2 protein-coding genes are annotated in these 997 nt (G+C 69.2%); both read left to right on the top strand.

The window, feature by feature from the left end:
- Positions 1 to 306 (top strand): nitroreductase family protein (locus PGX04_RS19625; RefSeq protein ID WP_465263826.1); only part of this gene is annotated, 306 nt, incomplete at its 5' end.
- A gap of 226 nt (positions 307 to 532) precedes the next feature.
- The coding region (locus tag PGX04_RS19620) for a DUF368 domain-containing protein (protein ID WP_273740055.1) at positions 533 to 997 on the top strand (465 nt) is incomplete at its 3' end.

Genomic DNA, 997 nt, shown 5'->3' with positions numbered 1-997 from the left:
GGCGAGTGTCGCAGCGAGGCGGGCCACCTCGCGCTGGATCAGCGGTTGGCCGCCGACGCCGCGGTCTGCGTCTACTTCGTGACCGACCTCGAGGAGATCGTCGACGCGCTCGGCGATCGCGGCTACCGGGTGGCACAGCTCGAAGCATCGCTGACGGCCGGCCGGCTCTACCTGGGGACATATGCCCACCGCGACCTCGGCGGGACCGGGCTGACGTTCTACGACGACGTCGTCTCGGACTTCTTCGCTCCCCGCGCCACGGGACAGACGCCGATGTTCCTGTACACGATGGGGCGGCCGGCCTGAAACCGCGGTTCGCCGAGCCGGACGGCGACGGTGGCCAGGGACGGGAGACGGGGACGGTAAACGAGGACGGGGAGCACGCGCTGACGAGGTTGTCGCACTTTTATACGGACGCACGTCGCCCCATCGACCATGCAGGCGAAACGGCGGCTCGGTCGCTCGGACTCGAGACGGTGGCATCGAACGCTGTCGAGCCGCGACGCCGACCAGCGACGCCAGGAACGAACATATGGAGTATGAACGAACCGACGTGGTCGTCGACCGACTCGAGTTGCTCCGGGCCTACGGCTACGGGCTCTGTATGGGAGCGGCCGACGCCCTGCCCGGCGTCTCCGGCGGGACAGTCGCGCTCCTGCTGGGATTCTACGGCCGGCTGATCGCCGCCGTCACCGCGCTCACGCCGCAGCGAGCGATCGCCGTTCTTCGGGGGTATCACCCCGACCGACGGGCTCGAGCGCGGGAGTCCCTGCTCGAGATGGACCTGCAGTTTCTGGTCCCCCTCGGCGTCGGCATGGTCACCTCGGTGGTCCTCATCGCCGACATCGTCTCGTCGCTCGCGGAGTCCCACCCGGTCGCGATGTTCGGCTTCTTTACGGGGCTCATCGCCGCCTCGGCGATCGCGCTCGGCCGGAGCCTCGAGTTCGCCTCACCGGCACACGTCGGCGCTGCGGTGGTGGGCGCGACGCTCGCGTTA

It is taken from the genome of Natrinema soli (assembly GCF_028618695.1).
Note: the sequence above shows the minus strand (reverse complement) of the source record. Positions and strands in the feature narration are given on the sequence as shown.